The sequence below is a fragment of the Streptococcus sp. DD04 genome, assembly GCF_001578725.1.
Classification (GTDB): domain Bacteria; phylum Bacillota; class Bacilli; order Lactobacillales; family Streptococcaceae; genus Streptococcus; species Streptococcus sinensis.
The window spans coordinates 501,414-524,449 of record NZ_KQ968976.1; the positions used below are offsets into that span (position 1 = coordinate 501,414).

Annotated in this window: 21 protein-coding genes and 3 pseudogenes; 2 read left to right on the forward strand and 22 right to left on the reverse strand. The window is 40.3% G+C overall.

All coding sequences use genetic code 11. From position 1 onward, the window contains the following. Nucleotides 1–264: pseudogene (locus tag STRDD04_RS11120) on the forward strand (hypothetical protein); the annotation flags it as partial. Here the strand turns inward: STRDD04_RS11120 and STRDD04_RS02435 are convergent. The 22 genes and pseudogenes from STRDD04_RS02435 to rlmD (STRDD04_RS02535) form a co-directional block, all read right to left on the reverse strand. Further along, nucleotides 261–572 (reverse strand): annotated as a pseudogene (locus STRDD04_RS02435) (23S rRNA (uracil(1939)-C(5))-methyltransferase RlmD); the annotation flags it as partial. The pseudogenes STRDD04_RS11120 and STRDD04_RS02435 overlap by 4 nt on opposite strands. A 65-nt stretch (nt 573–637) precedes the next feature. Next, complete coding sequence (locus STRDD04_RS02440; protein ID WP_062199038.1) at nt 638–1,591, reverse strand: hypothetical protein; 954 nt, start codon at nt 1,589–1,591, stop codon at nt 638–640. 58 nt (nt 1,592–1,649) lie between these two features. Then, the gene (locus STRDD04_RS02445; protein WP_037617617.1) at nt 1,650–2,432 is read right to left on the reverse strand and encodes a hypothetical protein; all 783 of its coding nucleotides are present in this window, start codon (nt 2,430–2,432) and stop codon (nt 1,650–1,652) included. Nucleotides 2,433–2,738: 306 nt separating this feature from the next. Beyond that, nucleotides 2,739–4,637, reverse strand: a complete 1,899-nt coding sequence (locus tag STRDD04_RS02450; RefSeq protein WP_062199040.1) for an SIR2 family protein — start codon at nt 4,635–4,637, stop codon at nt 2,739–2,741. Between the two features lie 84 nt (nt 4,638–4,721). Further along, the gene (locus tag STRDD04_RS02455; RefSeq protein WP_062199042.1) at nt 4,722–5,000 is read right to left on the reverse strand and encodes a hypothetical protein; all 279 of its coding nucleotides are present in this window, start codon (nt 4,998–5,000) and stop codon (nt 4,722–4,724) included. 14 nt (nt 5,001–5,014) lie between these two features. After that, nucleotides 5,015–5,512, reverse strand: coding sequence for a hypothetical protein (locus tag STRDD04_RS02460; RefSeq protein WP_231853869.1), 498 nt, complete (start codon nt 5,510–5,512; stop codon nt 5,015–5,017). Between the two features lie 43 nt (nt 5,513–5,555). Next, on the reverse strand, nt 5,556–7,187 hold the full coding sequence (rlmD, locus tag STRDD04_RS02465; RefSeq protein ID WP_062199046.1) for a 23S rRNA (uracil(1939)-C(5))-methyltransferase RlmD: 1,632 nt from the start codon (nt 7,185–7,187) through the stop codon (nt 5,556–5,558). A 179-nt stretch (nt 7,188–7,366) separates the two neighbouring features. Continuing rightward, nucleotides 7,367–8,728 (reverse strand): LCP family protein, encoded by a 1,362-nt coding sequence (locus tag STRDD04_RS02470; RefSeq protein ID WP_062199048.1) that lies wholly within the window; start codon nt 8,726–8,728, stop codon nt 7,367–7,369. 12 nt (nt 8,729–8,740) lie between these two features. Beyond that, nucleotides 8,741–9,574, reverse strand: coding sequence for a prephenate dehydratase (gene pheA / locus STRDD04_RS02475; protein WP_062199050.1), 834 nt, complete (start codon nt 9,572–9,574; stop codon nt 8,741–8,743). After that, entirely contained in the window at nt 9,565–10,050 is a 486-nt protein-coding gene (locus tag STRDD04_RS02480) for a shikimate kinase (protein ID WP_062199052.1), read from the reverse strand. The genes pheA and STRDD04_RS02480 overlap by 10 nt, the downstream gene beginning before the upstream one ends. Further along, complete coding sequence (aroA, locus tag STRDD04_RS02485; RefSeq protein WP_062199054.1) at nt 10,043–11,326, reverse strand: 3-phosphoshikimate 1-carboxyvinyltransferase; 1,284 nt, start codon at nt 11,324–11,326, stop codon at nt 10,043–10,045. Before aroA ends, STRDD04_RS02480 begins: the two co-directional genes overlap by 8 nt. 472 nt (nt 11,327–11,798) lie before the next feature. Next, nucleotides 11,799–12,527 carry a hypothetical protein gene (locus tag STRDD04_RS02490; RefSeq protein WP_062199056.1) on the reverse strand — a complete coding sequence of 243 codons (729 nt, stop codon included), beginning with the start codon at nt 12,525–12,527 and terminating at the stop codon, nt 11,799–11,801. A 23-nt stretch (nt 12,528–12,550) separates the two neighbouring features. After that, nucleotides 12,551–15,199 carry a valine--tRNA ligase gene (locus tag STRDD04_RS02495; RefSeq protein ID WP_062199058.1) on the reverse strand — a complete coding sequence of 883 codons (2,649 nt, stop codon included), beginning with the start codon at nt 15,197–15,199 and terminating at the stop codon, nt 12,551–12,553. Beyond that, the gene (locus STRDD04_RS02500) at nt 15,192–15,488 is read right to left on the reverse strand and encodes a hypothetical protein (protein WP_156469027.1); all 297 of its coding nucleotides are present in this window, start codon (nt 15,486–15,488) and stop codon (nt 15,192–15,194) included. The genes STRDD04_RS02495 and STRDD04_RS02500 overlap by 8 nt, the downstream gene beginning before the upstream one ends. A 294-nt stretch (nt 15,489–15,782) precedes the next feature. Further along, nucleotides 15,783–16,076: a hypothetical protein gene (locus tag STRDD04_RS02505; RefSeq protein WP_156469028.1), complete on the reverse strand. Its 294-nt coding sequence runs from the start codon at nt 16,074–16,076 to the stop codon at nt 15,783–15,785. A gap of 67 nt (nt 16,077–16,143) precedes the next feature. After that, nucleotides 16,144–16,305, reverse strand: a pseudogene (locus STRDD04_RS11345) (GNAT family N-acetyltransferase); the annotation flags it as partial. Nucleotides 16,306–16,329: 24 nt separating this feature from the next. Then, entirely contained in the window at nt 16,330–17,571 is a 1,242-nt protein-coding gene (locus STRDD04_RS02510; protein ID WP_062199064.1) for a helix-hairpin-helix domain-containing protein, read from the reverse strand. Next, entirely contained in the window at nt 17,564–18,133 is a 570-nt protein-coding gene (locus STRDD04_RS02515) for a GNAT family N-acetyltransferase (RefSeq protein WP_062199066.1), read from the reverse strand. Before STRDD04_RS02515 ends, STRDD04_RS02510 begins: the two co-directional genes overlap by 8 nt. Before the next feature lie 340 nt (nt 18,134–18,473). Further along, entirely contained in the window at nt 18,474–18,728 is a 255-nt protein-coding gene (locus STRDD04_RS02520; RefSeq protein ID WP_061911354.1) for a DUF1912 family protein, read from the reverse strand. 26 nt (nt 18,729–18,754) lie between these two features. Beyond that, nucleotides 18,755–20,116 (reverse strand): DUF438 domain-containing protein, encoded by a 1,362-nt coding sequence (locus STRDD04_RS02525; RefSeq protein ID WP_062199068.1) that lies wholly within the window; start codon nt 20,114–20,116, stop codon nt 18,755–18,757. A gap of 2 nt (nt 20,117–20,118) precedes the next feature. Then, nucleotides 20,119–20,349 (reverse strand): DUF1858 domain-containing protein, encoded by a 231-nt coding sequence (locus STRDD04_RS02530; protein ID WP_062199070.1) that lies wholly within the window; start codon nt 20,347–20,349, stop codon nt 20,119–20,121. 452 nt (nt 20,350–20,801) lie between these two features. Further along, nucleotides 20,802–22,160, reverse strand: a complete 1,359-nt coding sequence (rlmD, locus tag STRDD04_RS02535) for a 23S rRNA (uracil(1939)-C(5))-methyltransferase RlmD (RefSeq protein WP_062199072.1) — start codon at nt 22,158–22,160, stop codon at nt 20,802–20,804. Between the two features lie 55 nt (nt 22,161–22,215). Here rlmD (STRDD04_RS02535) and STRDD04_RS02540 point away from each other — a divergent pair, with 55 nt between their 5' ends. After that, nucleotides 22,216–22,992 (forward strand): aminoglycoside 3'-phosphotransferase, encoded by a 777-nt coding sequence (locus tag STRDD04_RS02540; RefSeq protein WP_062199074.1) that lies wholly within the window; start codon nt 22,216–22,218, stop codon nt 22,990–22,992. The last annotated feature ends 44 nt before the right edge of the window (nt 22,993–23,036 follow it).

The window sequence follows — 23,036 nt, forward strand, 5'->3', positions numbered from 1 at the left end:
AGGGAGAAAAGAAAACTTGCGAAATGCAGAAATATGAGCCATTTCATTCGCAAGTGCATTTTAAAAAAGGAAATATATCAAGTTGATTTAGAGCCGTTTAGAGATTTACAGGGTTTACTCTCCAACGCTACAAGCAACATCAATCAGATTGCAAAGCGTGTAAATTCCACCGGCATAATCTATAAGGACGATATAAATGATAATATTATTGGAAACAAAATTATTTTTATTATCCATCTCATAAATACCCTCCATTTCTACTAAATCATTTTAAAATGCCTTAATGCATCCATGATAGCTTCCTCTTTTTCCGATGTGCATTGTGGAATAACCTGTTTCTCTTTTTTTGATTTATTATAATGCTCCCTCAGTACAATTCCACATTTCTTTTTAATCTGTGCAATATAGAGTGTCGAAACCTTTAAATCAAATTTTTCCAATATATATTCCTTGATTTGTGCATAAGTCGCTTTACTTTCAGCACTTGTCAAATCAAGCTCATCCAGCTTAATTTCAACATCTATATGCTTATCGACATCGAGTTTGGACAATAATGCTACCGTCTCCACATGTATTGACTTTTACTACCAATACTGTGAAGCGAAATAATAGCAATCGAATTTCCCGAATTAAATTATTAAACGTAACTAATGCGATTATTTACAGCTTCTTCTATATACAGGACGGTATTAAAGATTTTCAAAAATTCTTTCTTACTTATCTCTTCTGTCCATCTCCCATGATTGACCATATGACGATTCGGCCAGTTCAATGTAAACTTATTAGTATTCTCGAAAAAGAGATAAAGCCACTTAAGTAACCCAGTATCTAATAACGTTGTTTCTACGAATTCTTTCTTTAAAATGCCTACTGTGGACTTTCCGACAGGGACATAATTGTCTTTACTATAATTTTTCTCTGATACCCTGTTCATTACCCCATCTATTATGATTGTAGCAATTGTATATGCCGCATAATAATTCGCAGACTGGAAACTCTGAATCATAGACTTGATTAAGACTGATGGAATAAATTGAGATTTTTCCAATTTAAATATGGTCTTCTCATCAGCTATATCGTTCTCTAGCATCTCAAACCAAAATTCTTCAACTTCCTCAAAGTCTTCAGCTTCTACATCATAAGAAAAATTGCTATCTTGGAAGTAGACTACCCATCCTTTTGTGGCTAAAATTTCAAGTTTAGATTTTATGTCTGCAATTTCTTCTTCAGCATAATGGTCTGGAAGAGACTTTAGAACTTCTGAAATAATTGATAAGTCCCTAAAAATAGTAGCATGATAGCTATTAAGAAAATCTCTCATCACGGTTGATAAAGAATTTAAACTACTAAAGTTATAATTTGCCGGAATTACCCTTTTTATATTCGAGACTTCCTTGAACATCGAACTAGCAGCTGCTGCAATATTAATATTTGACGGAACATTTACTACCTTGGTAAAATCCCTTATCGGTTCTATCATCTTAGCAATTTGTTCAGCATTTATACTTGCATAAAACTTCATAAAATCACTCTGGGCATTTAATATGCTGTCTACAGCTCCTGTGGGTAATTGTTGTTTTTCATTATCCATTTTAATATCTCCCTCACACAACATGTTTATATATGTGTGTGCCTAGCGGTCTTATTTTTTAAAAAAGACGATAGTTCCTCAATTTGATAAAGGTAGGTAAATCCTCCAATCTAATATCCTCTATATGTTTTAGCTGTTCCTTTTCTATTTTAAATAAGTAAAAAGACTCTGAGTAAATCGTTACAAAATATGTATCGAATTTCTCAGCAATATAGTTTCGATATTCAAATAAAGATTCAAAGTCATAATTCAAAGCTTGCATTATTTTTTCTAAAGCCTCAGATTTTGAGAGCACATCATTTTCACCAAACAAAAATTCTACCGGAAAGTACAATAGTAGATTCTTTAAGGTTTCAAGATTGTTTAAAACCTTTAAAACATCTGTCTCTATACATTGTTTTCTAACTCCAGTATAATCTATTTTAAGCTGCAGTAAATCAGATAAATTTCTCGTTCGAAAAGCAACATGAATTTGAGTCGCCTTAATCTCACCTTTTGGTTTTTTACATTCACCATAAGTAGTGATGCCGTCACTAACATTGCTTATGCTGGGAGAAAACAGATTACTAGCTTGTAGACACGATGCAGCTAATAGAATTTTAAAATCAAGTTCATAATCGTTTGCTATTGCATCACACTGACCATTATTCTCATTTACAGGTTTATTATACTCTGATTTCCCTTTGCTTCTGAAGTAAGAAGATTTATTAATCAACTCTAGTAAATAATTTTCATAGTTACAGCCTGATTCATTTTTTATGTATCCTTTATTTATTAAAGCTGCCGGTAATTGCTTAAAATTAAGTCTTGAATCAATATTGGGATCTAAGCCCTCACACATTTGAACAATCTCCTTGAATTTATTACACTGAAGAAAAACATAAAGACAACAACTAAATTATACTGTGGTGAAGATTCTTATTTTAGAGTGATTTTACATTTTTAGATTTATAAGATTAATTTATTTCAATAAATTATGCACATATTTTTTAACATAGAAATTTGTATGGATAGAAAACTGTAATTTTTTCTCTTAGTAGTTGACTAATAAAAATATCAATAACAACGGTTTCTAGATTCTTCAATTAATCCCAATCACAGAAGAATATATGCTAATCAGGAATCAATTTCGACGTCAAGTTCTCTGTTATAGTTCTTGAATTTTTAGCTCAGATTTTATTCGAGCAAGTGCTCTTCTTAGTGAAATACTGTTGATTTTATCTTCACAACTCTCGAATAAATCCAATTCTTCTCTCGAAAGATAATTACTATTTTTTCTAGCCTTTTTAATAATGGTTTTTAAGGTATTTAAAGTGTTACCACCAGATATAGCTCTCTGAAGAGCTGTTTCGATATCACCCACATCTCTTAGAACAATTTGTTCAGCACTAAAATCACCTATTGTCTTAGCAGCATCGATTGTTCCATTAATTAATTCTTCATTATGTTCAGAAATACGACTTAGGTATTTATCGCAACTAACCAATGTAGCAAAATTTCCTTGAGATTGTGCTTTACTTCTTATTTTATAAATAAAATATTTAACGGAGTGTTTTAATATAGGAATTTTCAACACTAGAGCTAGAGTTCTTATTTTAAATTCCTCGAGTGTAGTATTATACTCAATATTTTGATACTGAAGAATTAATTTGAGCATCCTAATAAACGTCACTGTAAACAATAAATAGTCGGAAAAAATAGGGCGATAACCTTCAAAATTTGGGATTTCCATTTGATAGGATGAAATAATTTCGGTTTCTGCATATAAATAAGTTGCAAAATCTAATCTCTTGTTAGTGATTTGTTTTAATTTCATAGAAGAATTTCTGTATTCGATAAAATCCCCCCTCTCCCTATTTAAACGAATATAAAGAGTTAATAAAGATAAATAAATACTGTGCTCTATATCCGACCATATATTTAGTTTATTTTTTATTTCGTTAAATATAGTATCTGAATTATCACCATGATTAACTAGAAGAGTTAGCAAAAATACAGTCTCAACTACCTCAAGCACTTCGATATCTTTTTTCATATCAGAAATAATGGGACTCAATAATTTTTCTACACTTGATTCTCTATTTTTAAAATTCGAAAGAGAAAAACAGGTTAGAATAACTTGGTTAACAAATAAATGACTAATTCCTTGTAATACATCTTTAAAATAACCGTTAACTTGTACCGCGTTTGTTTCTTTTACTTTCCTTAGTAGAGAAGTGCTACAAGAACTATCAAATTTATCAACCCAAAATAAATTTGTGTTTATATTTGAGTTTTTTTTGTAAATACTCTGAAAAATAGGAAAGTAATCAATATCTCTTCCGCTATATCCCACAAAACAAGGAAACAATGAATTACACAGTTCCCTGATAAAATTACTCCACTCCGAGGTGATTTTTGTAATCTCAGACATTGTTGTTTTTATGCTAGAATGATTGAAATTCCCCTCATAATCTTCTATAGTTCCATGTAATTTACATAAAACTAGACCTGAAATTTTATTCTCTAATGAAGGAGGCTGTTCATCAGGAGTATATATTTGAATATGTCCACAAATTAGACCCAAATCTTTTAACTCTATAAAAGCCTTCTCAAATAACGTATCGTAATTCATTGTCAGCAATGGTACACCAGCCATCACAGAATAGTATACAAGAAAATAATGAGCAACATTAGGAAAAATCTTGATTCCTAAAGACTCTTGGTGTGACTCAAGCAGACAAGACCACAATTTCAGATTGCTTCGTCTGTCATTGAAAAATCTAAGCAGTGTTCCATAAAACATCTCAGGCTGTAATGGAGTATCATTAGAATTAATAAGATTTTTTAATTTTTTACTCAATACTTCATTATCACTAGATTCTGTTGTTTCTGACGAGTACGAGGGTAAAAAAATTTCTGTAGTCTTATTCAAGATATTTTGCACTGAAGGCATATTTGAGTCAATACTAATACCTGCCCCAGTTAAGAAAAAAACTCTGTGAGAATTTAATTTTTCGTTAAAGTATTTAGTGTTTTTATCAATAGTATGAACGTCGTTCCTCATGATAATCTACCGCCTCCAAGAATTAAAAGTATATAACGATTTGGCCATTTTAACGTAAATTTTTTAGTATCTGTAAAGACCAGCTTATGTAAGCTTGCAATACAAGTTGAAAATAGGATAACCTTTATAGGCTTCTTGTTTTTCACTGCTCAGTTTCTTCCAGTATAAATCAGCTTGTAGCTTTGATTTTAATAGCACTACAACTCCAAAACAGATTTCTGGGTCAGTCTGATACTCAATAAGTAGAGAGTTTAGTTCTTCCATATCGTTTTCTGAAATTTTTTCTTGTCTTTGCTTTAATTGTAAATGATTAATTATAGCCCTTGGCTTATCAGTTGAATGAATCGTATTCCATTCAGACAATTGATTGGCCCAACTCAGTAAATCCTTTTTTTATTTGGTTCATCAATTTGATCATAGGCAGCTATGATTCTAATCAAAGCATCATTAGCACTTATGATTAAATCTTCATTCTCGAGCAAACGATTGTACGAGGCAAGGACTGCCTCAAAATCACAGTTATCAATTTGAACCCAATCCTTAACAGAAAACAAATCAAATATTGAGATATCTCTAGTATTATTACTATTTTCATATGTACCTCTACACCAAGGCGTCTCTTTAAAAATATTAATTAGAAATCCTTCTTTTGAAGTTTCTTGATGAGATAACAATAAATAATGTAAATTTCCTATCTTCGCATTTATCAATTTTGATTCATCGAAATTGAGAGTTACTTTTTCTTTTTTTAATAATCCATCTTCAAATAATAAAAGATTTTTACGAGATTTATCATCAAATTCTGATAGATCCAAATCTTTAGTAAAACCAAGTTTATCTATATCCTTTTGACTTAAGGGAATAGTAAGCCTCATCTGTCCGTAAGAATTTTCAAGCAAAGAAAAAGAAGCCTTTCTCTTAAATCATTTTGAAATGTCTTAACGCATCCATGATAGCTTCTTCTTTCTCAGGTGTACACTGTGGAATAACTTGTTTTTCTTTTTTTGACTTATTATAATTTTCTCTCAACTCTATTCCACATTTCTTTTTAATCTGGGCAATATAGAGTGCTGAAACTTTCAAACCAAATTTTTCTAATATATATTCCTTAATCTGAGCATAAGTAGCTTTGCTCTCTGCACTTGTCAAATCAAGTTCATCCAGCTCTACTTCAACACTTATATGCTTATCGACATTAAGTTTGGACAATAACGCTACCGTCTCCACATGATGCGTCTGCGGAAATAGATCCACTGGCTGGACTTTCTTCAGTTCATAGCCCAGCTCTTGATAGAATTTGATATCACGCGCCATGGTGGCAGGATTGCAGGAAATATAGACAATCCGCTGGGGTTCCATGCTGACACTGGAAGTGATAAAGCTTTCTGTCAAGCCCTTGCGTGGCGGATCGACTAGGATGACATCCGCCTTGATTCCCTGATTCAGCCAAGTTTGGATGGCTTTTTCTGCAGGGGCGCACACATAGCTGGCATTGGTGATACCGTTGAGCTCTGCGTTTCGCTGACTATTTTCCACGGCCTCAGGAATGACCTCCACTCCATAGACTTGCTGGACTCGGTCAGCCAGCGACAGACCAATAGTGCCGATACCAGAGTAAGCATCCAGCACAATATCTTCTTTTTTAAAATCAGCAAAGTCAAAGGCCGTCTGATACAGCTTCTCTGCCATCTCAGTATTGACTTGGTAAAAGGCTGGCGCAGCAATCTGGAACTGCTTGCCCAGCATGCTGTCAGTGATAAACTCTTGGCCGTAGAGCGTCCGAAACTCCCGACCGAAAATAGCATTGCCTGCCTGGTCATTGATATTTTGCATGATGGACTTGATAGCTGGGAAAGCGTCTATCAGGCGCTCAATCAGCTGCTCCACTCGGAAAATCTTGGGCCGACTAGTCACCAAAATCACCATGATTTCACCTGAATAATGACCGCGGCGGACAACCAAATTGCGAATTAAGCCAGTGCCTTCCTTCTCATCATAAGGTTTGAGGTCAAAGCGGCGCAGCAAGTCGCGCACAAAAACGATCACTTGGTCAATAACTGGATCCTGAATATAAAAGTCCTCAATCGGCAGAAGGTCATGAGAATTTTTACGGAAAAAGCCGGTTTCCAGCTGACCATTGACACGACGGACTGGCACCTGAGCTTTATTACGGTAGGCTAGTGGCTGATCCATGCCCAGTGTCTCCGTCACTTCTACGTCCGAAATGCCAGCGATTTTATAAAGGCAATCCTGCACCTGCTTGGCTTTAAAAGCTAACTGGGCTGGGTAGGCCAAGTGCCCTAAATCAGCAATTCCAGTCCGCAGATAGGCCAAGTCGACATGCTCATTGCGCTGGTCAGACTTTTTCAAAAATTCCTCAACTCGGCCAAAGCCGATTTTTTTATTGACCTTGAGGATACGCATACGAATCACTTCCCCCGGCAGGGCATTTTCAACAAAAAAGACGCGGCCGTCTACCTTGGCTACACCTGCTCCCTCATGACTCAAATCTACAATTTCTACTTCAATAATATCGTTCTTTTTTAACATTTTTTTACTTTCTAATCAATCCTGCACTCAACTGCAATTATACTAAAGCAGGGAATCACAGGATTTTCTACTGTTTATTTCTTCCTATTGGAAAATATGTTCACATTTCTGCCCTGCTATTTTCCCAAAAAGAAAGGGAAGAGACAAAATCTGCCACTTCCCATTATATCATAAGAGCCCTATCTTAAGCCCATTTGGCGCAGTCTTTCTTTGTAAGCTTCAAAGTCAATCAAGAGCCCTTGACCGCCATACATGTCATAGGTATCGACCCAGTCTCCATTTTCTGGAATGGTCAAGCGCTCAACTCCATTGCGAGAGCTAAGTAAAAGAGAAAAACTGTTGAACACAAGAAAACTACTAGGAACATTAGTGGAAGTCAAGGCAAAGACCTTACCTAAAGCTTCTGCCCCAGTAAAGAGTTTGGTTGGATCTTTAACCTGTTGGAAAATAGCTGTTAGGACCTCCTGCTGGCGACGGGTCCGACCAAAGTCTCCCTCATCATCCTTGCGGAAACGAGCATAATTAAGTAGGGTCCGACCATCCATCTGCTGCTTGCCGACTTTAATAATCTGGTTTGGCACAACTCCGTCCTTCATGTTGAGATCATCCGGTACCTCAACCTCCGTCACCGCCTCACCATTGATTGTGGAAAATTTTGCATCCATGCTGACACCGTTTGGAAAAAGAGTGTCGATTGCTGTGGCAAAGGTTTGAAAGTCAACTAAGGCATAATACTTAATATCAATATCAAAGTGATCTTTCAACACCTGACGGACAAGATCAGCTCCCTGATGATTTCCTTGTTCCCCAAATGTATAGGCCAGATTCAATTTTTGATCATAATAATCTTCTTGGGAAGGATCCGCATAAATGTTGCTGACACCATCAACATGAATCAAGGTATCACGCATAAAGCTGACTAGTTTAATCTTGTGGTCTTTGTTGCCCACATTCAGAACCATAATCGAGTCAGTCCGTGTCTCCGTTGACTGCTCCCCCACTCTGCCGTCCGTTCCGAGAATGAGAATATTCACCCCATCTGAACTATCTTGTCCATCGAAATGTTCCACATCTGTCACATTCGAGTTTCCAGCATTAGCCGTCGTATAGCCCTTAATAAACATAGCAATCATCCCGCCTAAGACCAGCAACAAGAAAATTCCGAACCAAAGAAAAATACGTTTGATTCTGATCTTTCTACGTTTCTTAGGCGCTGGCTGAGGCTGATCAACTGCTGCCGCTGAACTGATCTGTTTGGTTTTTTTCTGTCTCCTGCTACGCGAAGGGCGCTCAGGATATTTTGGCAAAAGCCCAGACGAATCTGTCTGCACATTGTCTATTGGGTCAGACGAAGAAATATCCTCTTCCGAATCCGCATAGTCGGCCACAGGCCGGCTATTACTCTTGTGAACATTTCCTTTCGCTTTCTGTCGAAGGTAAGCAAGTTCTCTTTTTTCTTTGTCGTTTAAATAATAATAGTTTTTATAAAGATAGTCTAAACGGAGCTGCTCATGATGGCTAAGATTTTCTGCTCTCCTCATCTTTTCTCCAATCTATTTATCATGAATCAGAAAAACGGTGTAACTGCCAAAAACTTTAAAAGTAATCCCTAAATTTGCAAGTTCTTGATAGGCAAATTCAACCAATTTTTTCTTTTCGTTATTGATGTCAATAATGAAAAAATATTCCCCCAAAGCCGTTTTAAGAGGGCGGCTTTCAATCTTAGTCAAGTCAATTCCGCGCCAAGCAAAGGTAGAAAGCGCCTTGTACAAAGCACCAGGTAGATTATCTGGCAGGGTTAAGGCCAGCGTTTGCTTGTCACCTTGTTTGGGCAAATCAAGCTCAGGCACTCTATGTCCCAAAATCCAGAAACGAGTGTAGTTTTCTTCCATTTCCTGAATATCACGCGCAACTACTTTCAAATGGTATTCACTTGCAGACGCCTGAGGCGCAATGGCTGCATAATTCATATCCGGATGCTCCGCTACAAAACGTGCTGCATTGGCCGTACTGGCAGTAATCTCAAATTGCGCATTCGGATAGTGCTGAGAAATATATTTTTGTCCCTGGGCGATAGCTTGCGGGTGGGAAAAAACTTTTTCAATCGGCTTGTCCAAGCTAGTTGCAAGCAACTGCTGCTTAATCGGCTGGACAATTTCCGCAACAGCTTGAATAGCTGCTTGGTGAAAAAGATAATCCAGCGTTTCATGAACACTTCCTTCGATAGAATTTTCAACTGGCACTATCGAATAATCAACTTGCCCACTTTCGTAAGCCTTCATCACTTCGGTGATATTTTTCAAAGGGACTAGTTTTCCCTCGGGAAAGGCTTTTTGAGCCACATGGTGAGAAAAAGAACCCTTGGGTCCTAAATATCCTATAAACATCGAATCTGCTCCGCTATTTCTTCTGGTGTCTTGCCCGCTACATCAATGATATGGGTGGCAATGCTTTCATACAGAGGTAAACGTCCTTCAAAAATTTCCTTGAATTGCTCGCGGCTATTATTCAAGAACAGAGGTCTTTGCATGCCCACATCGTTTTTAATCCGCTCGTACAGAGTATCAAAATCGACTCGCAAGTAAATATTATAAGGATTCTTCTTCAGCAATTCCCGATTGCGGGGATTGACAACAATCCCTCCTCCGGTCGATATAACATCCACCTCATCACCCAGCAAACGCTCTAGCACGCTTGTTTCAATCTGACGAAAGGCAGCCTCTCCCTCGCAGGCAAAGAAGTCGGCAATAGGCATACCGATTTCTTCTACAATCAATTCGTCCAGGTCATGAAAATTCGGATCCAAAAGACGACCAATCGTTGTCTTGCCTGCCCCCATAAAACCTAGTAATATTTTAGCCATGTATTAATTTCTCCAAATCAGTGAAAAAGCTTGGGTAGCTTGTGTTGATTGCCTCGGCTCGCTCCAGTTTCACTTGTCCTTCCTTGACGAGAAGGGCAGCAATGGCTGCCATCATTCCAATGCGATGATCTCCGAAAGTATTGACAGAAGCACCGTGAAGCGGCGCCTTCCCTTCAATAATCATTCCATCCGCTGTCGGTTGAATGTTTGCTCCCATGCTGTTCAAAGCGTCTGCGACGACTTGGATGCGGTCGGTTTCTTTCACCTTCAGCTCCTCTGCATCTCGGATAATGGTGCGGCCCTTAGCCTGCGTTGCTAGCAAGGCAATGATCGGCAGCTCATCAATCAAACGCGGAATCAGTTCTCCTCCGATTTCAGTAGCAGTCAAATCAGAAGTTTCAACAGTAATAGTCGCGGACTTCGCCCTATCATCAATCTGGGATAGCTGAATCTTGCCACCCATGGCCTTGATGACATCCAAAATTCCTGTTCGGGTTTCATTGATTCCCACGTTCTCAAGAATCACTTTCGACTGCGGAACAATCAGGCCAGCAACCAGCCAGAAAGCTGCACTAGAAATATCACCTGGCACTGTCACCTGTTGGGCTTTCAAAACTTGACCACCATGAACACGGATTTCCTTACCCTCTACAGAAATTTGACCGCCAAACTGGGCAATCATGTCCTCAGTGTGGTTTCGCGTGATTTCCTTTTCAATGATGACCGACTCGCCCTGCGCCTGTAAAGCAGCAAAAATCAGGGCAGACTTTACTTGGGCAGAGGCTACCGGCAACTGATAAGCAATTGGTTTCAAATCCTTGGTGCCATGAATAATGAGAGGTGGCAAATCACGTTCAGATTGGCCAGAAATTTCTACGCCCATCTGACGAAGCGGAATCGTTACCCGATCCATAGGACGTTTAGACAAACTATCGTCGCCAAACATCTCAGCTTGAAAATCCTGACCAGCTAAAACTCCTGAAATCAGGCGAATGGAAGTTCCAGAGTTCCCCATATCCAATTTATTTTTCGGGGCTTTCAGGCCGTCAAAACCAACACCATGAATCTTGACAATCGAACCATCATCTTCAATTTCAACGCCTAAATCACGAAAAACCTGCATCGTAGAGAGAACATCCTCTCCCCGAAGAATATCACGAACAGTCGTGACGCCTTCCGCTATACTCCCAAAAATAATGGAGCGGTGGCTGATAGATTTATCTCCCGGCACCCGAAGAGAACCTTGTAAACTTCCTGCATTGGTCCGCAATTCCATAGCATACCTCCACATTTATTTCCTATTATTCTAACACAAATAAAGAACTAAAACAAATGAAGATTGAATTTCAATATAAAGCCCTAGCCAAACAAAAATCAAGCCCAGCTAAACAACTGGACTTGCTAAAGTAAGGGGGATTTTTTTTAAAACTTCTTTTCAATCTTCTTTAAATTTCTGCACCTATGAGGGCTTTCCTAATGACACTTACCCAACCCCTCCTATAAATCTACCCAAACATAGCGCTTAACCTCTGAATCATTAATCAAAATCTAAGATGAATACTCACCCTCCTGATACTTGACATTGTCCACAAAACCAAACTTCAAGGACTTAATCAAAGTATCCTGAAACAAAGTTACATCCCCTGGCATAGAAAAACTCTTCCTAAAATTGTTGCTAGACTTACTAAAGCTGAAAACACAGGAATTTCCCGTTTCCTCATTTTTTTAAAAGCAACAAATCTCTTACCCTAAAATATTTGAAAATTATGTAAAACATCGATTATACCTGCTATCCCACTAACTAAACCAATGTAGTTACCTAATATTTCAATTATATTTGTCTTTTCATCTTCAGAAGAATTATCATTAGACAAATTATAGATAAATTGCTTAATTTTCATGCTATCACCATCCGATAACTGCCCATCAAGCAATAATTGTTCAAGAGGTTGCAATATTTGATTTTTAGTAATCTGAATATTCTGCACTCCTCTATGGTTTTCAAATTTATCTCCACCAATTTTGTCACCATTTATAAAATCTCCAAAAGTGCTTATAGTTTTAGGAACATTTTTGGGAATAAATCTTAATTCTCTTAAATATCTTGTTTCTCTAGTTCCACCGCCAAATATTTTAGGTGTAACTTTCGAAAAATGTAAGACATCATCAATAACCTTGCCATTGGACAATTCCATTCCTACAGGAAACAAACTCTCTAATATTTGTAGTTTATTTTTTTGCCAAATCCAATAATCTATACCATAATAAACATAATTTCGTTCTCTATCTTCACGTAACTTGATCTTTTTTGCTAAAGAATTTGAATTGTAATTTTTTTTATTATCTAATTTAGTGAAACTGTTTAGTATCATTTTCTCTATAGATATGTATATTAAAGCTACCAACACAACTAAAGCAAATAGAGAAAAGAAGACGAAAAACGGATTAGTAGACCACTGTTTTATTAAATCAAACATCGACAAGTACCTTCTCTCATTTCTTACACCAACTTCTTCATCTCATCAATCCGCGCCACAGTTGCATCGTACTTGGCTTGGTAATCGGCTTGTTTGTCGCGTTCTTTTTGGACGACTTCTGGTTTGGCATTGGCTACGAAGCGTTCGTTAGAGAGCTTCTTACCGACCATGTCCAGTTCTTTTTGCCATTTAGCCAGTTCTTTGTCGAGGCGAGCCAGTTCTTCTTCGACATTGAGGAGATCTGCCAGTGGCAAGTAGATTTCTGCTCCTGTGATGACGCTTGACATGGCGAGTTCAGGTGCAGCAAGCTCTGCTGCGATTTCCAGATGTTCAGGATTAATGAAACGCTTGATGTAGTTGACATTATCCTTGAAGAAGGTTTCCAGCGCGCTGTCTGTCGTCTTAATCAAGATGGTAATCGGCTTGCTTGGCGCCACATTGACCTCAGCTCTGCTATTGCGCACCGAACGGATCAGATCCTTGATGGCTTCCACGCCAGCTGCCGCCTCGGCATTTTCAAATTCTGGACGAACCACTGGATAAGCTGCTGTCACAATGGTGCCTTCTGAGATTTGACCAAAGATTTCCTCGGTCACGAAAGGCATGATTGGGTGAAGCAAGCGCAGGATTTGGTCCAGCGTGTAAAGGAGGACAGAGCGAGTGATGACTTTCTCGTCTTCATTGTCGCTGTAAAGCACCTCCTTCGTCAGCTCCACATACCAGTCGGCAAATTCATCCCAGATGAAGTTGTAGAGGATGTGACCAGCCACACCGAACTCAAACTTGTCGAAGTTCTCAGTAACCTTGCCAATGGTTTCATTGAGGTTGTGGAGAATCCAGCGGTCAGTGACATTTCCAGCTTCCTTGTTGGCAACTTTTTCGACATTGGCAGTTGCTTGCTCAAGGGTCAAGCCTTCATTGTTCATAAGGATGTAGCGAGAGATGTTCCAGATCTTGTTAATGAAGTTCCATGAAGCATCCATTTTCTCGTAAGAGAAGCGGACGTCTTGGCCTGGTGCAGAACCGTTTGAAAGGAACCAACGAAGGGCATCAGCACCGTATTTCTCGATGACATCCATCGGGTCAATTCCGTTACCAAGAGATTTAGACATCTTGCGGCCCTGTTCGTCACGGATGAGACCGTGTATAAGCACGTTTTGGAATGGCTGACGACCAGTGAATTCCAAGGATTGGAAGATCATACGAGACACCCAGAAGAAAATGATGTCGTAACCTGTTACCAGAGTTGAAGTTGGGAAGTAGCGTTTGAAGTCTTCTGAATCGACATCCGGCCAGCCCATAGTTGAGAATGGCCAAAGGGCAGAACTGAACCAAGTATCCAAGACGTCTTCGTCCTGAGTCCAACCGTCACCTTGAGGAGCTTCCTCACCGACGTACATTTCACCCTCAGCATTGTACCAAGCTGGGATCTGGTGTCCCCACCAGAGCTGACGAGAGATAACCCAGTCGTGGACATTTTCCATCCATTGGAGGAAGGTATCGTTGAAGCGTGGTGGGTAAAATTCTACCTTGTCATCTGTTGCTTGGTTGGCAATGGCATTCTTAGCCAATTGGTCCATCTTGACGAACCACTGGGTAGACAGACGCGGCTCAACCATAACGCCAGTCCGCTCTGAGTGACCAACACTGTGGACACGTTTTTCGATTTTAACCAGAGCACCGATTTCTTCCAGTTTCTTGACAACCGCTTTGCGAGCTTCAAAGCGGTCCATACCCGCAAATTCGAAGGCTAGATCGTTCATAGTTCCGTCGTCGTTCATCACGTTAACTTGTGGCAAGCTATGACGTTGACCAACTAAGAAGTCGTTTGGATCGTGGGCAGGTGTGATTTTCACGACACCAGTACCAAACTCAGGATCGGCATGTTCGTCCGCAACGATTGGGATTAGTTTATTAGCGATTGGAAGGATGACGTTTTGACCAATCAAGTCCTTGTAGCGTGGGTCTTCTGGATTGACCGCAACCGCAACATCCCCAAACATAGTTTCAGGACGAGTGGTCGCAACTTCAAGGGCGCGTGAGCCGTCTTCCAGCATGTAGTTCATGTGGTAGAAGGCACCTTCCACATCCTTGTGAATCACCTCGATATCAGAAAGGGCTGTGCGAGCTGCTGGATCCCAGTTGATGATAAATTCACCACGGTAGATCCAGCCTTTCTTGTAAAGCTCGACAAAGACCTTACGAACGGCTTTTGACAAGCCTTCGTCAAGAGTGAAACGCTCACGAGAGTAGTCCACAGAGAGGCCCATCTTGCCCCATTGTTCCTTGATGGTAGTGGCATATTCGTCTTTCCATTCCCAGACTTTCTCGAGGAATTTCTCACGACCAAGGTCATAACGGGAAATGCCTTGCTCCCGCAAGCGCTCCTCGACCTTAGCCTGAGTCGCAATCCCCGCGTGGTCCATCCCTGGCAGCCAAAGAGTATCAAAGCCTTGCATCCGTTTTTGACGGATGATGATATCTTGCAAGGTCGTATCCCAAGCGTGACCAAGGTGGAGTTTCCCAGTCACGTTTGGTGGTGGAATCACAATCGAATAAGGCTTAGCCTTTTGATCGCCTGAAGGCTTGAAAACATCGGCATCAAGCCATTTTTGGTAACGACCAGCCTCAACCTCGGCTGGATTATATTTAGGTGAAAGTTCTTTAGACATGTGTGTTCTCCTTGTTATAATTTTTTTTCAAAAGTTTAATGTATTCATTTTCCAAACGACCAACTTTGAAGAGTAGTCCAAGTTCCATGACATAAATTATTATACCTACTAAAAATAAAACAATATAATTTCTTAACAATGCTGCTATTCCAAATAATATACTGATATCTATTGCAAAAGATAAAATAATCGGATAACGAAATCCAATAAACATTTTCTTTTTCTTTTTGGAAATCTTATTAAATTCTTCAAAAGATAAAATAATCGGATAACGAAATCCAATAAACATTTTCTTTTTCTTTTTGGAAATCTTATTAAATTCTTCAAAAAATATTATAGTTACTAGTAAAATAACAGATGATAGCAGTAGCATGATTAATAAAAAAAAGTGAAGTTCCATAAAAAACAATAATAAGCCATTAGATAAAGTTCCAATTATAAGAATGCAATATATAAAGCTGTTAAAAATATCATATTTTATTTCGCGTTTTGATCTTTCCCAATCATATTTTAAAAGTAGTTCTAAATATTTAGTTAAGGTTTTTACATTTTTATTTGAATAATCAAAATTATCAACTATCTCCTATATATGACCATCATTCATATAAAATTCATATGCATCTTCTTTAGATATATATCTACCATAGGGATTTAATAGAGTTTCAAGTCTACTTAATGCATTGCTTCGATTATTTCCACTCAACAAATCAACTATAATTGATTTAATTTCTCTTCTCCACTCTGAACGCTCTCTTGTTACAAAATCTAATTTGTTTTTTTTACTATTATTTATAAAGACCAAGAATGCGCTCAAGATAGCCCCTAGACCAGCTCCACTAATTAGAGTAATAATCTGGCTTGTTTCCAATTTTTTCAACCTCGCTTTCAAAAGTTAATTAATCCCAACTGTTCGAAATTTTCGAATAGTTCAACTAACAGTTTCTTTAATGTTGGCCTTTAGCTTCCCACTCACTCCTCAGCAATCCATAAGCCAATTCTGCACAGCGATTACCTTGGGCATCTTTGCGGTCTCGGATGCGAGCTTCAAGAGTGAAACCAAGTTTCTCAGCGACTCGTTGAATTTGAAAATTACAATCGAAACAAGATTCCCTCATTCATTCAAAAAGCGATTAATTCGCTTTTTTAAACTTCACGCCATTTTCTTTTAGTTTTTTGACCGTAGCAGGACCAATTCCTTTTAAAGCTAGGACTTCTTTTTCTGTCCAATCTTTGAAATCAGCTGATGTACAGATTCCATTATTTACGAAAATTCGAGCATAATCCATTCGAATGTCGTTCATTTCTGGTTCTGCCACAAAAGAAAACAAGCCAGTTAGCTCAATAAAGCCTTCTTCTAGTCCATAAGGAAAGGCAAAGTGCTCCTCATCATCCAATTTTTTCGCTTCATTTGCCAAAAACTGCGTCACAATGATGTTTCTTTCTAAAAAATCCAAAAGTGGATAGAGACTCGCCATCAGTGACTCATTTGTGTTTGGGTAGTAATATTCTTGCTCCCCTATATCAAACACTTGAAAATACCAGTCTTCTTCAGCAAAGAAGGCAATCGCTTCAGCGTTAATCTCAACTAACTTTGCAAATAATTTTCTCGCTTCCTCTAGTTTTCCTCGCAAGAAAGCAGCAATAATAGCATGTACCAATATAGTATCATTGCATTTCCCTTTATTCCGTCCGTCTTGATAGAAGCGCTCGACCTTTATCTCCTGACCAGTCATATGATACAAGGAAAGCATGCAGAAAACAAAGTTGGGCGGAAAACGTTCTGGTCGCTTACTCAAGTACAGATCAACTATTCCCAAGGCTTTATAGTAACAACCTTCCGCCATATAATATTCAATCAAGAACATCAGTGCAGCTAGGATAGGCCGCGCTTCAAAATAATTCCAATTGTTATAGCCGTTGATTTTCCATTTTTCTAAGACCAGAGTTTCAAATTCTAAGACTTTTTCAAAGGACGGCAAATCAAAGTCTTCAACCTCTGATACAAATAGATGAAACTCCGCTGCAAAATAATCTGGATTGAGCTTTAACACTTGTTTCAGCAGTTTATTTCTCTTCTGTTTATTTTTAGTATACATCGCTTCTCTAAATAAAGCATGATCCTGATGCCAATCAAAAGTTCCTGTTTTTAATTGGTAATTAATTTCCTGAATATTCGGATAGTCACCATACTCATCAGCATATTGCATAATTGCTGTGTGTTGCTCATCAAAGTTTTGAATTCTACGCCGCTCAACTAAGATTGGTTTGTGGGCTATTGCTTCTGTCCACGCAGCCTCTTCTTCAGAAATGACTTTGATTGCCAATTTCTGCTGACGTCTTAATTCTTTTTTACGATTTTTCTTTTTAGCCATCTTTTCTCTCCTCCCACTCCTTCTTCAGCAGTCCATATATCAGACCGTCACAACGTTTACCTTGGGCATCTTTTCGGTCTCGGATGCAAGCTTCAAGGGTAAAGCCAAGTTTCTCAGCAACTCGTTGACTTTGGACATTGTAGCCAAAGCAAGACAATTCAATTTTATGAAGATTCAATTCTTTAAAAGCCAGATCAATCAAGGCACGCGCTGCTTCGGGTACATAACCTCGTCCCCAATAGTCTGGATGCAAGGTGTAGCCAATCTCCAGTACATCGTCTGCGTGGCGATGATTGAAATCAACTGATCCGATGATCTTATCCGTTCCTTTGACGACAATTCCATAGCCCGATGGGAGGTTCTCCTTTTGATTACGCTCGGGCAGAATATGCTCCAGGTAGTAAATCTCATCTTCCAAGGTCTTGACGGGCGGAAAGCCTGCTGGGTAGGAGACTTCTGGCAGACTAGCATAGGCATGGATATCTTCGGCATCCGCCACTGTGCGGACTCGTAAGACTAGACGCTCCGTTTCTAATCGTTCTGGTAATTGTGCTTGCTCCATCTTCCTACCTCACTTTCCATAAAAAAAGTCCCTGCCATATCCATGACAGGGACGAATGTGTTTATCCGCGGTACCACCCAATTTCGGGCCAGGCCCGCAACTTTTCTCTTCTTCTTTCTCTTTTATGACGTCGTTAGCTCGCTTTGGCATACGCTAGTATAGCCTGCAGCTCCTTGCCTAGTCCTAAAAGGAAACAAAAAGACACTGTTATTTCAATTTTTCATCTCATCAGCAACCAGCTTTGACACATTTGTGGACTTCTCAGCACCGCCACTTTCTGTAAAATGTGGGATTCAAAACACCTCTGATGAACTTATTCTATCACCTTTCCAGCGAAAAATCAATAATTTCTCTCACCCAAAAGTCCGTCTGGCAGGTCGTGAAACCCTTTGCCCGCCTGATAGTTGGCAAATTTCCCTAAAAGAAACTGATAAGCGTCTAAACGGCTCTCATAGCGAATGGCTGCTTCCTTGGCCCGCTCGTCCTGATCCGCCTCGTAGACTGCCTGACTCTCCTTGAGGGCCATCTCGTTAATCATGACCTGGGTCTTGACCCAAGCTTCAAAGTCTTGTAAAAATTCCTGTTCGTAACTCATTTTTCTCACTTTCTAACTGCAAATACCTAGTCCAAATCTCGGTAAAAATCACTGTCAATGTCACGGAAGGGCTGAATGTCCTGCACATACTCCAGCACCCCCTGAAATTCACCAGCCTCATCTCGCACCGCCGCATAGGTCACATGGACAAACTTGCCCCGTGATTCCGACTTGAACCACATCTCAAACTTGTCCCGCTCTCCCTCACGCAGAGCCTTGAAAATCCGCCGCACCTTGTCCAAAAACTTAGGTGGGTGGCAAAGCTCAACATTGCGCCCTATCTGGGAAGGCGTCCGCTTGAAAATCATCTCATCCGCCGGTACGCTGTCATTATAATACTGGAAAATATCCTCCTTATTGACAAAGGTAATCTCCATGGGCAGATGGTTCAAAATCAGATTGGCCTCCGCCACCGACAGATAGCCATGACCAAAAGGCTGCTGGGAGTCCCGATTAAAGGCTTGTTCTTTCTTTTCCTTGGGCTTAAAGGAAATAGTGACCTGACCATCTGGCGTATCAATGACCTGCTCAAACCTGCCATCACTAGTCTGCTCTCTACTGGCTGGCGCTTCGCTTCCTTCATCAGCAGCATCCCCAGCTTCCTCCTCCGAGAATGAGTGTCGCGCAGGAATCCATTTCTCTGTCGGTTTGATAATGGCATAGCCATAAGCATCGCTCTCCTCAGCAATCTTGAGCCAGTCATCCTGATGGAAGGACTCCAAAAGAATCATCAGCAAAATAGACTCTTCCTTGAAAATCATAGCTTCAAACTCAGCAGCAAAAGTCTCAAACTTTTCCTTGACTTCTTGAATCGAAGTATCTGGCAGCTGCTCTGCAGCAGACTTAGCCTCTTGGAAAAGGTCTCGAATCTGGTCGTCTACACCCCACATGACCTTGGGCGGCGAATCGTGGCCGTAGCTCTCCATGATGGGAAACATGAGCTCTTCCTTACGCTGATAGTGGATATCAAACTGCCCCACCAAACCCAGCTGGCGCTGGAGTCCCTTGCGGATTTCAGGAAGAAGCTCCTCATCTTCTGTACTTTCATAGGTAGATAAGAGCCTGCGAACCCGCATGAGAGCAGCCCGCAGCGCTAGATTTTCCTGCTTAAAGATCTGAACAGGATGACCCGGATGGTCGGTGTCTGCCACTTCCACATCCTTAATGGCACCTTTAAAGAGGTTGGCATGGACATTGCAGAGGGACATGACATCTTCGAATGTCACTCCTGTGTCTGAGTTCATCAGCTCATGCTCCATCAGGCTGATTTCGATAGCGGACACACCAGCAAAATGCTCGTTGAAAAGCTCCTGAACAGATTCTGCCGAAGCTCCCTTATGTAAGTCCAGCAAGATAGACTTGAGGACTTCAATGCGTTCAGTAGCCATATCTATATCCCCACCACTTCATAGCCGTTTAATTCCAGCGTTTGCTTGATTTTATTCAGGTCAATGCCATTCATGCTGGCTCCTTTTTTGATCGAAACCACACGCCCGACTGTATTGCGCATGACAGGATTGGCCAGAGGCGTAAAGCCCAACTCGATCAAGACATCCAAGACCTCGGGCTGCTTCTCAATCACTTCTGCCACTGGGATAGACAAATCAATCACGTTGTCCATATGCCCTACCTCCGTGTATTTTTTATTATTATATCACAAAAAATGCGTTCAATAAAAATCCTTTCCACACTTGCTCAAATTCGATCTTAGAGAAGATAACAAATTCTAATAGACTATAAGTTATTGTTATGAAGAAACTAATAAACTAGGTTTCACAATCTTTTATCTTTCTTAAAACCACTTTATCAAGATCCTCCAAAACACTGAAATCAAGCTATAATCCTCTAACTCAAAAGAGAGTGGTACAGAAATCGGTAATTCGTTAGAATTCGATTTCGTCGTCCCACCTCCGCACAGTTGAGTAGGGCTGTAAAAGCTGATGAAATCAGCGTAATAGAGCCCACTCAACCACTGCGTCTTGCTCGACAATCCAAAGACAATTGAGAGGCTAGGACTTTTGTCCCAGCCTCTTTTGCTGTTCATTTAGACTTGTTTTTCAACAAATATCTCTTTTACTTGTCTTTTTTGACCAATTTCACCACTGCCTCGGTCCGAGCGGTATGCGGAAACATATCAACTGACTGGATGTAGCGGACATCGTAGACCTGACAGAGCTTGACCAAATCCCGAGCCAGAGTTGAGACATTGCAGGAAACGTAGACCATCTTCTCAGGTGCATAGCGGACAATTGTCTCCAGCAGCTTATCATCCAGACCTGTCCGTGGCGGATCGACAATCAAGGCATCTGCCCGATAACCTTCAGCGTACCAGCGAGGAATGATCTCCTCTGCCGTTCCAGCTTCGTAGAGTGTATTGTCAAAGCCCATCCGTTTCGCATTGCGCTTGGCGTCTTCAATAGCCTCAGGGATGATGTCCATACCTCGCAAAGACTTGACCCTTTTAGCAAAGGCAAAGCCGATGGTCCCCACTCCGCAATAGGCATCAATCAAATGGTCCTCAGCCGTCACATCCAATGCCTTGACCGCCTCTCCATAAAGAACCTCTGTCTGCTCAGGGTTGAGCTGATAGAAAGCCCGAGGCGATAGGCAGAACTCATAGTCCAGCACTCCTTCTTGGATGGCTTCCTTGCCCCAGATAATCTCTGTCTTATCCCCATAAATCTCACTGGACTTGCTCGTATGATAATTGACCGCCACTGTCTCCAGCTCTGGAAATTCAGCCACTAGGTCTCGAACGACTGGAAAAAAGTCTAGCTTGCGCCCTGTCACAAAAATCATCTGCACTTGACCCGTTTTTCTGGCTCTGCGAATCATGACCGTACGCACTCCAGAGGTCTTCCTCTCATCATAGATGGGCAGCCTATACTTGCCTAAAAGCCGAGCCACCTTATTGACAATAGCCTGCGTTACCTTGTCCTGAACCAGACAGTTTTTCAGCGAGACCAGATAGTGGGAGTTCTGGGCATAGAGCCCAGCCTTGACCTCATCCTTGAACTTCCGAGTCTGAAACTGTAGCTTGGCCCGATAATAGAGTGGCTCCTGCATACCAAGGGTCGGCCGGATTTCATAGTTCTCATAGCCAGCTGGTGCAAATTTTTTCAAGGCCTGACGCAACAAATCTTCTTTGAACTCCAACTGCTTGTCATAGTGGAGGTGCATAATCTGACAGCCTCCACAGCTATCATAAATCTCACAAGGCGCTTCCACCCGAAATTTCGACCGTTTGTTGATTGTGAGGAGCTTGGCCTCGATAAAATTGCGCTGAACTCTGGTCACCTGACAGTAAACTTCCTCACCCTTCAAAGCCCCTGGCACAAAGACCAGCGTTTTCTTATAAAATCCAATTCCTTCCCCATTGATTCCCATTTTCTTGATTTTAAGAGGGATTCTTTGCTTCACTTTTACATTCATGCCTCTATTATACCATGCTAGAGTCGATTCGTTGAGAATATGTTACAATAAAAGTATGAAAGCAGAAAAAATATCCCTTCCACTATCCCATTTCCCTGAGCAAATACGAACTTATCTAGTGGGAGCCAACTTTTACGACAGCTCCTCACATTCTGGAGCCAGCGTTTTCTATGCTGATACGGGCTATTATTTGAAAATCGACCAAAAAGGCCAGTTAGCCCAAGAAGCCACACTTGCCAAATGGTTTGAAGAGCAAGAACTCGGTGTACCTATCATTCACTACTTGGCAGAAGATAAGGACTACCTGCTGACTAAAGAAGCCGAGGGTAAGAACGCCCTAGCCTTTCTCCAACAGCCAGAAGCGCTTTGCCAAACAATGGCTGCTGCACTCAAAAAACTTCATAGCATCCAACCCCAGCATTTCCCAATCAAACATCGCCTCCAACACTATAAAGAGCAAGCAGAGCATAATTATCGTAAAGGCTGCTTTTATCAAAAAGCCTTATTGCCTCAATTTCACATCCAAAGTCGAGAGGAAGCACACCAGCTTATCCAAGAACAGGGACAGCTACTGACAGTGGACGCCTTGATCCACGGAGATGCCTGCTTGCCCAATTTCATTCTAAAAGACGCAGCAACCTTCTCCTGCTTTATTGATGTTGGCCTCGCGGGCTTTAGCGATCGTCACATTGACCTTTACTGGGCGATCTGGTCTCTTACTTATAATTTATCTGACCCTCAATATGCAGAGCTCTTTCTTGACTATTATGGCCGGAAGGATGTTGATACAGACAAACTGCGTTTGATAGCTGCCTTTGAAGCATTTGGTTAAAAGAAAGGACTTTACCAAAATCCCCTATGAAAATCACAAAAATC

Bases quoted from the DNA above. Each gene is read 5' to 3' on its own strand.
- STRDD04_RS02440 (WP_062199038.1), bottom strand. From the start codon at position 1,591: ATGGATAATGAAAAACAACAATTACCCACAGGAGCTGTAGACAGCATA.
- pheA (WP_062199050.1), bottom strand. From the start codon at position 9,574: ATGTTTATAGGATATTTAGGACCCAAGGGTTCTTTTTCTCACCATGTG.
- STRDD04_RS02480 (WP_062199052.1), bottom strand. From the start codon at position 10,050: ATGGCTAAAATATTACTAGGTTTTATGGGGGCAGGCAAGACAACGATT.
- STRDD04_RS02530 (WP_062199070.1), bottom strand. From the start codon at position 20,349: ATGGACAACGTGATTGATTTGTCTATCCCAGTGGCAGAAGTGATTGAG.
- rlmD (WP_062199072.1), bottom strand. From the start codon at position 22,160: ATGAATGTAAAAGTGAAGCAAAGAATCCCTCTTAAAATCAAGAAAATG.
- STRDD04_RS02515 (WP_062199066.1), bottom strand. From the start codon at position 18,133: ATGGAGCAAGCACAATTACCAGAACGATTAGAAACGGAGCGTCTAGTC.
- STRDD04_RS02495 (WP_062199058.1), bottom strand. From the start codon at position 15,199: ATGTCTAAAGAACTTTCACCTAAATATAATCCAGCCGAGGTTGAGGCT.
- STRDD04_RS02500 (WP_156469027.1), bottom strand. From the start codon at position 15,488: ATGTTTATTGGATTTCGTTATCCGATTATTTTATCTTTTGAAGAATTT.
- rlmD (WP_062199046.1), bottom strand. From the start codon at position 7,187: ATGTTAAAAAAGAACGATATTATTGAAGTAGAAATTGTAGATTTGAGT.
- aroA (WP_062199054.1), bottom strand. From the start codon at position 11,326: ATGGAATTGCGGACCAATGCAGGAAGTTTACAAGGTTCTCTTCGGGTG.
- STRDD04_RS02445 (WP_037617617.1), bottom strand. From the start codon at position 2,432: ATGTGTGAGGGCTTAGATCCCAATATTGATTCAAGACTTAATTTTAAG.
- STRDD04_RS02540 (WP_062199074.1), top strand. From the start codon at position 22,216: ATGAAAGCAGAAAAAATATCCCTTCCACTATCCCATTTCCCTGAGCAA.
- STRDD04_RS02510 (WP_062199064.1), bottom strand. From the start codon at position 17,571: ATGGCTAAAAAGAAAAATCGTAAAAAAGAATTAAGACGTCAGCAGAAA.
- STRDD04_RS02450 (WP_062199040.1), bottom strand. From the start codon at position 4,637: ATGAGGAACGACGTTCATACTATTGATAAAAACACTAAATACTTTAAC.
- STRDD04_RS02470 (WP_062199048.1), bottom strand. From the start codon at position 8,728: ATGAGGAGAGCAGAAAATCTTAGCCATCATGAGCAGCTCCGTTTAGAC.
- STRDD04_RS02520 (WP_061911354.1), bottom strand. From the start codon at position 18,728: ATGAGTTACGAACAGGAATTTTTACAAGACTTTGAAGCTTGGGTCAAG.
- STRDD04_RS02460 (WP_231853869.1), bottom strand. From the start codon at position 5,512: ATGAGGCTTACTATTCCCTTAAGTCAAAAGGATATAGATAAACTTGGT.
- STRDD04_RS02525 (WP_062199068.1), bottom strand. From the start codon at position 20,116: ATGGCTACTGAACGCATTGAAGTCCTCAAGTCTATCTTGCTGGACTTA.
- STRDD04_RS02490 (WP_062199056.1), bottom strand. From the start codon at position 12,527: ATGTTTGATTTAATAAAACAGTGGTCTACTAATCCGTTTTTCGTCTTC.